At 65.8% G+C, this 6,742-nt stretch carries 8 protein-coding genes and 2 pseudogenes; 4 read left to right on the top strand and 6 right to left on the bottom strand.

What is annotated here, in order from left to right:
• Positions 1 to 154, bottom strand: a pseudogene (locus KN815_RS13200) (sugar phosphate isomerase/epimerase); the annotation flags it as partial.
• A 642-nt stretch (positions 155 to 796) separates the two neighbouring features.
• Here KN815_RS13200 and KN815_RS13195 point away from each other — a divergent pair.
• Complete coding sequence (locus KN815_RS13195) at positions 797 to 1,657, top strand: hypothetical protein (RefSeq protein ID WP_216341999.1); 861 nt, start codon at positions 797 to 799, stop codon at positions 1,655 to 1,657.
• On the opposite strand, the gene KN815_RS13190 is transcribed toward KN815_RS13195, so the two are convergent.
• From KN815_RS13190 to KN815_RS13170, 5 genes are all read right to left on the bottom strand, one after another.
• Positions 1,645 to 2,496: an aldo/keto reductase gene (locus KN815_RS13190; RefSeq protein ID WP_216341997.1), complete on the bottom strand. Its 852-nt coding sequence runs from the start codon at positions 2,494 to 2,496 to the stop codon at positions 1,645 to 1,647. The two genes, KN815_RS13195 and KN815_RS13190, sit on opposite strands and share 13 nt — an antisense overlap.
• Entirely contained in the window at positions 2,430 to 3,626 is a 1,197-nt protein-coding gene (locus tag KN815_RS13185; protein ID WP_216341996.1) for a JmjC domain-containing protein, read from the bottom strand. The genes KN815_RS13190 and KN815_RS13185 overlap by 67 nt, the downstream gene beginning before the upstream one ends.
• A gap of 90 nt (positions 3,627 to 3,716) precedes the next feature.
• Positions 3,717 to 3,884: a hypothetical protein gene (locus KN815_RS13180; protein WP_216341994.1), complete on the bottom strand. Its 168-nt coding sequence runs from the start codon at positions 3,882 to 3,884 to the stop codon at positions 3,717 to 3,719.
• A gap of 118 nt (positions 3,885 to 4,002) precedes the next feature.
• Positions 4,003 to 4,359, bottom strand: a complete 357-nt coding sequence (locus tag KN815_RS13175) for a hypothetical protein (protein ID WP_216341991.1) — start codon at positions 4,357 to 4,359, stop codon at positions 4,003 to 4,005.
• A gap of 182 nt (positions 4,360 to 4,541) precedes the next feature.
• Positions 4,542 to 4,742 carry a hypothetical protein gene (locus KN815_RS13170; protein WP_216341989.1) on the bottom strand — a complete coding sequence of 67 codons (201 nt, stop codon included), beginning with the start codon at positions 4,740 to 4,742 and terminating at the stop codon, positions 4,542 to 4,544.
• Between the two features lie 130 nt (positions 4,743 to 4,872).
• Between KN815_RS13170 and KN815_RS13165 the strand changes: the two genes are divergently transcribed.
• The 3 genes and pseudogenes from KN815_RS13165 to KN815_RS13155 all read left to right on the top strand — a co-directional run.
• Positions 4,873 to 5,916 (top strand): NsdA family TPR-like regulatory protein, encoded by a 1,044-nt coding sequence (locus tag KN815_RS13165; RefSeq protein WP_216341987.1) that lies wholly within the window; start codon positions 4,873 to 4,875, stop codon positions 5,914 to 5,916.
• A 278-nt stretch (positions 5,917 to 6,194) separates the two neighbouring features.
• The gene (locus KN815_RS13160) at positions 6,195 to 6,350 is read left to right on the top strand and encodes a hypothetical protein (protein ID WP_216341985.1); all 156 of its coding nucleotides are present in this window, start codon (positions 6,195 to 6,197) and stop codon (positions 6,348 to 6,350) included.
• Between the two features lie 153 nt (positions 6,351 to 6,503).
• Positions 6,504 to 6,742 (top strand): annotated as a pseudogene (locus KN815_RS13155) (XRE family transcriptional regulator); the annotation flags it as partial.

Here is a 6,742-nt window from a genome sequence, read left to right as displayed (position 1 = left end):
TGTAGCCCGTGGCCTCGACCTGTTCGCGGAACCAGCGGAAGTCGACCGAGCCGTCGCCCAGTTGGCCCCGGCCCAGCAGGACGCCCTCCGGGAGCGGGGTGATCCAGTCGGCGAGCTGGAAGGCGGCGATGCGGCCGCCCCCGCCCGCGCGGGCGGGGCTTGGCTCGTCCGCTCGTTCAGTGAGGGTTATGTCGTCTTCCCAGTGTGGCCCCGGGTGATCTTGGGGGCGCACTCGGACACGCGTACAGGGTCAGGCCGGGGCCGCTCGGCCGCTCGACGTAGCGAACGGGCACGGCTGCTGCTGTGCAGCGACCACAGACGCAGCAGACGGCACGCGTCTCGGCAGGGGGCTCGGTGTGCTCGGCGGCGGTCATACGGTCGCCGACGGCTTGTGGGCGTGCGCTCCCCGGAAAGGTGTATGGGTAATCGATGCCCGCTTTTGCCAGCAGCAGCGCGGCGCGGCGCTCCTGTTGCAGTTGGTGTTCCCGTTGTTGCCGTGCCTGTGCTCGCGCGTGCTCGTCCTCGTGTACGGGAACGAAACGGCGCACCAAGGGCGATGTGTCCATCTCGATCGGCTCTTGGCGCTCGACGACATGGCGCGGCAAGGTCGCGGTAACCAGGGGAGGGCACGCGGGCGCAGGGGGGCGTGATGCCCGAACGGCTGCGAGGTACGCCGCTGTGATGATGTGCGGGCGGTCTCGGCCGCCGTCATGCCGCACGGCCAAATCTGGTTGAGTCGGTCATGCGGAAAGGCGGCTTCTTGCTACCGTCGCGACACAGTCGCCAAGGAGCCCGTATGACGCCCTCTCTGTCCGCTGCCGCTGCTGTCGACCTGCGGGTTCAGCCAGTCGATGACATGCTCGACCGTGTGGAACGGGCTCTTCACGTGCGTCTGGACCGAGACACGGTAGTACGCAAGCGGCGATCGGTCGGGGGACAAACTGACCGCGACACCTGGGTGAGGATCGAGCGGCGCGGGTTCGACAGGATTGGCGACCAAGGATGGAACGGCACTGAGGCCGCCGCTGTCCTTCATGGCGTCTCCATGCCTGAGTGGTACACGGGACTGGCCTGGCGCGCCCCGGATGAGCCGGCGATGTGGCGGGCGGATGAGATCGCACTTATCGCCACGCCGCCAGTCGGCCAAGGCGCTCTGGTGATCGAAGACCCCCAGTTGCCGGATTCATGGTGGAAGGCGCTGAATACCTCGCTGGACGCGCTCGCCGGGCAGCACACCCCCCGTGTAGCCACTCCGGACACCGACACCATCACGCAAGATCTGGTGACCGCAACCATCCGGGAGGTCTTCCCCGAGATCGTCGATACCACCGTTGACGAGTGGACGCCGGCGCACGCGGATATGACCTGGGCGAACGTGACCGGCCCGGAGTTCTTCCTGATCGACTGGGAGGATTGGGGGATGGCTCCGCGTGGCCTGGATGCCGCGGCCCTGTGGTGCAACTCCCTCGCCGTTCCCAGCTTGGCGGACCGGGTGCGCCGTGAGCGTCGGCCGGACCTTGAGAGCAGGTCCGGCCGACTCATGACGCTGTTCTACTGCGCGAAGGTCGTAGGTCCGCACGCGCACGAGGCCGACCCTCGGCTAGCACCTGCCCGGGAAGCGGCGGCCCGTCTCGTCGCCGAGCTTCAATCCTCCTGACAACGGTCTCGCAGCAGGCGGCGGTACCGGCGGACAGTCACCTCATCCACCCCGATGCCGAGGGAATCGGTCAGCTCCCGCAGGTGGTCGAGATTGTCTGTGCCGACAGCGACCGCATCCACTACGGGGAGGTGGTAGGCGCACCGGAACGCGGCCTGAACCGCCGAGCAATCCCGCTCTGGGTCGCAGAGGAAGAGACGTGGGTCGAAGGTGTTCCACACCGGTTCCGCCGTGCTGCCACCGAAAGGGCTCATGCCCCACATAGCCGACGGCTTCCACCGTTCGGTGAGGCAATCGACAGCTTCCAGAACACCGATGCCGACGAACAGGCCGCCGCGCACCATCAGGACGTCTGGCCTTGGAAGATCACTCCCCACAATGGCGGCCAGGGGGCGCGGATCCCAGGATGCGACTCCCCATGCCCCACAAAGTCCCTGTTCGCGGGCGTCGGCCAGGACTGAGCACGCGTCGGCCAGACGGTGACGCGCCGATCCTTCGCTGAGCTGGGTAAGACTCCGCTCGGGATTGTGCAAGAACACGAGGTCAGGTTCCTGCCCAAGGTCCCGGGCCGACTGCCCGATTGCCGCACGCAGGCGACCCGGATCGATGGAGTGCTCCGCTCGACCTGGGCCAGGGAAGAACCCAACCTTCGTGGAGATCGAGAACCTCGGCAGCAAGTCCCTCGCCACCTTCACCAATGTCTCATGCGCGCGAAACCCCAGGTAGTTGAAGCTGGTGTCAATCGTTCGAACCCCGAGGTCGAGAGCGCCCGTCAGGAGACGGCGTTCGTAACGAGACCTGTATAGCCCGAGGACAATTCGGGGGTCAGCGGCGCGCATACCTCTTCCTCCACCAGGATCTTCGCTACCTCTGCCACCTCAGCCCCCACTATGCGAGCCGCCTGGTCGAGGCGTACGGGCTTACCACTCAGCAACAGCCACAGATCGGGCAGTGCCTCGACCGTGAACGTGAGCTTCTTCCCCGAGACCACGACGTCTACCAGCTCTCCGTGCTCCCGGATCTGGGGACGGAAGTGGGAGACGCACACCACGGAGTCGAGCGGTCCGAAAATGTCCAGGAACGGCACATGCCGCGCAGCCGTCGTCTCCTGCTCGTAGGCGGCCAGGAAGTCAGCCGGGGGCCGCTCCCCGATCAACCGTACGGCGGCCTCGGCCAAGGCCCCGCCGTCGGCACCGTTCGCCCGCTCCAGGTCATGCCGGAAGATCTCCTGTTCGCGGGACCAGTCCGCCAGCCAGGACAGCCAGCTCACTCCAGTCCGCTTGGCGATGCCGAACGTCATATGCAGGCTCTGCCCCGAGCCGCTGCCGCAGCGGGTGGCCTTGTGCCAGTGGCCGCGCGGGATATGCATCACGTCACCGGTTTTCATGACGCCAGACCAGACGATCTCTTCGCTCGGATCGCTGTTCGGGTCGGCGTCCCGGTACATGGGGACCTTGCGGGAGGCTCCGCGTACCTCCCATTCCTTCTCGCCGGCGAGCTGGACGATCACGACATCGTGATCGTCCCAGTGCAGATCGAAACCCGCGGCATCGTTCGTCGTCAGATACAGATTGATCTGGACCCGTTCGCGTGCCCACCATTGCATGGCTCGGCAGACGACTTCCATTGTGGGATCGAAGACGTTCGCCTGGTCGAGAATGAGCGTCGCTCCCTGGCGCAGGAGACCATTCAGGCGACGCATGTTGACCATGGGAATGCTCTGTCCCCTGGGGCTGACGTCATCGCTGAAATAGGTTGCGGGGTGTATCTCGTTCCCCTCACGGAAGCATCGGAGCTGAGGACGGCTCAGACTCCGGCGCATCGCCATGTCCAGCAGCCTGTTCGGGGTCAGGATGCGGGCCGCCAATGTCGTGTCGTCCAAGCTGCCACGCGCAAAGCCTTTCCCCAGGAGGTCTGCTCCCTTCCACCCGAGTGCCGTTTCCACAGCGCTGATCAATCGGTGTTCCACGCTTTCCCTCTCCCCTGGTTCGATCACGTGACGCGAAGGACAGGCGTGGGCTCGCACAGAACATCCATGGGAGCCCACGCCGCTTCGCTGTTACTCGCGGTCGTGCAAGTTGCCGTCACCGCCCGGCCACGGGGCGTCGCCGGAACCAGCCGGCGGACGGTCGGATGCGGCGCTGTCGTAGCGGTCGTGGACGGCGTTCAGGGTTTCCACGGCCACCAGAAGGCCGCCCCTGGGCGAGGGAGGCTCATGCTGGGTCACCTTCTACTCCTTTCTCTTCGGTTCTCCCACCGGGGTACCGGCGGGAAGTCTCAAGCTCCGGTCAGATCCGGGAAAATGGCCGCTCAGCTCCAGGTATTCGCAAGTTCCTACGCCGACGTCATGAGTGCTTCCGCAGGGCTTCCAATACACCCGCCAGCAGTGCGTTACCGGGTTCCCCCGACTCGACGGCATGCCTGCCCTCCACGTACCACTCGCCCAAAGCCTTCTTCCACTCGGTCTCAGCACGCATCACTTCGACGCGGACCTCCCCCAGCGCGCACTCGGCTTCGGTCCAAAGATGAACCAGTTCAGTAGGGGTGATACGAAAGGATGCCGGAATATGGATTGCGTCAGGATCGCCGACCAGCCGCACAGGACCGAAGAAGACCTCTACGCACGCATCAGGTCTGGATTGCCCGTCAAGCTCGTCAGCGGCGACGAGGCGTAATCCCATTCCGTTTCGAACGGTATCCATCGCCTTCCTGTATGGGATCTCTGATCACTGGTTGGCTTCACGGCAACGAGGGCAAGTACATGGAGGGAACCTGCTGCCCCCTATCGGCGAATCCTTCGAATTCCTCGGGACGACAACTTTGGCCCGTTCTTCGATCGTTCTGCCGTCCTGGTCGACCCTTCGGACGCGCATCCACATACGGCTCACGGCAGCTCCAGGTAGACCTCGAACTGCTCGGCATCCCATCCGGCCGGGTCGCCGTAGATCTTCACGAACAGGGCTCTGGTCATCGTCGCCTCCTGGATGGCGGCCCCCTCCCTCAGGCGGGGGATGAAAACCTCGGGGAGGGGGACGCCGATTGGGAGCCGCCCGGGACGTGACCAGGCCCAACAGCGCTTGGCCACAACCCCGGCGGGCTGATGTTCAGTCAACGCGCCCCGGGCGGGTAGAGACAGGGCGAATCGGTAGGCAGCCTGTAGGCAGATCACTAGGCTCTCTGCCGTCCTCAATCAGCATCGGATGGACGGTCCACACATGGCCAACGACAGGCTTCGGCGGCTCAGGCTCGGGCGAGAGTGGACTCAGGGCGATTTGGCCGCGAAGGTGAGCGACCGCATCGAGGCCGCCACCGGGCGCAAGCCACCGATTGACTCCAACATGGTCAGCCGTTTAGAACGTGGCGTGATCACGTGGCCGAACGCCGAGTACCGCGCCGCGTTACGCAAGGTCTTCGGAGTGGCCACCGACACAGAGTTAGGGCTGTTCCCGAAGAGGACTCGGCAGGACCGCGAGGAGGTGAGTGAGTCGAAGCGCCGCGACTTCCTGACAGTGCCCCTGGCGAACATCCTGCCGGAGGTGATTCCCGCCCCGACCAAGCTCGGGCTCAAGGACGTCGAAGATCTCTCCGACCGCACATACGCGCTGGAAGAGTGGGACCGCCGCACCGGGGGAGTCGCCACCAGGCACCTCGCCTTCGCGGAGCTGCGCGGTGCCGTCGATCTCACGAAGTCATCCATGGGCCCCAGAGTCCGCGACCGGCTGTGCAGCGCCATCGCCAACCTGGCCGATCTCTCCGCGTGGGCGGCGTTCGACTCCGGGATGACGTCGCCGGCGCGGAAGACCTTTTCCCTCGGGCTCGACGCGGCTCGGGAATCCGAGGATCAGGGCATCCTGTGCCACGTGGCTACCGGTCTGGCCCGGCAGGAGATCGCGGCCCGAGCCTCGGATGAGGCCCTCGCGCTCGCGGACATGGCGATGGGTGACGTGCCGCTCTCGGCCCTGGCGATGATCGCCGCTGTCAAGGCGCAGGCGTACGCGCTCAAAGGCGACGAGGCCGAGGTGATGCGTCAGATCAGCCTCGCGGAATCGATCTACAGCAGGGTGACCGACCTCCGCAGCGAGCCGAGGTGGATGTGGTACTTCACTGACCACAAGCTCTTGGGTGAGACCGGAGACGCGCTGTTCATCCTCTCCACGGTCACCGGCCGTACGGTCAATGAACTGGTGGCGCGTATGCGGCGGTCCGTGGATTCCCAGACCTCCAACCGTGCTCGTGCCAAAGCCATTGGCACGGCCTGACTCGCTACCGTGCTCCACCGACAGGGTTCAAGAGACGAAGCTCAGCACTACGCCGCGATGGCTGATGATCTGGCGACCGTGGTGCGTTCCGCCCGCCTGGATACCGCTCTAGCCGAGATGAGGAAGGCCCAAGGATGACGATTGAGGACGTGATCAAGGAAGCCGCCGCCCGAGGAATCACCCGGCTTCCAGAGCCCTCCCGGCTGACGCACGTACGGGTTTGGCCGGCGCAGCCGCAATGGGTCGCCGAAGTTGGGGCGCCGCCTCACAACGACTCCGTGGGCGATGGGCTATACGACACCAAGGACGAGGCCGAGCAAGCCGGCCGCAAGGCCGTACAGATGGGCCGAGCCCACCTGGTGACGTTGCTGCCCGCCGACCTCGCGGCAACGGCGGAGAGCTGGCCGGAACCCGAAGTCACCACCTGGAACTGATCAATTCTGTCAGCCGCAGTGACTCTCCTACTCGCTGATCAAGCGGTGGTACGCGAACCGGCCTGCCGCGAGGACACAGCCCTGGCCAATCCGAAGCGCCAGTGGGCGAGCGTCCATGTCGTCGCCACGAAATGATCATTGCGGGCTCGTGCCGTGCCGAGCACGGACGAGCCCGCTCCAGGCGACGCCGGACAAGCCATCGAGCACGCCCGCCGTATCGACACCACCGCACTGCCCACCAGCGAACGGCAGGCCCGCTACTGGATCGATGTCGCGCGCGCCTTCGACCAGTGGGGCAAGCCTGACCGCTGCTACCGCGCGCTACTGGCCGCGGAGCACGCGGCACCGCAGGAGGTCCGCCGCGGCTCCGTGCGGACGCTGGCCGCCGGGCT

It is taken from the genome of Streptomyces niphimycinicus (assembly GCF_018883605.1).
GTDB classification, from domain to species: domain Bacteria; phylum Actinomycetota; class Actinomycetes; order Streptomycetales; family Streptomycetaceae; genus Streptomyces; species Streptomyces niphimycinicus.
Note: the sequence above shows the minus strand (reverse complement) of the source record. Positions and strands in the feature narration are given on the sequence as shown.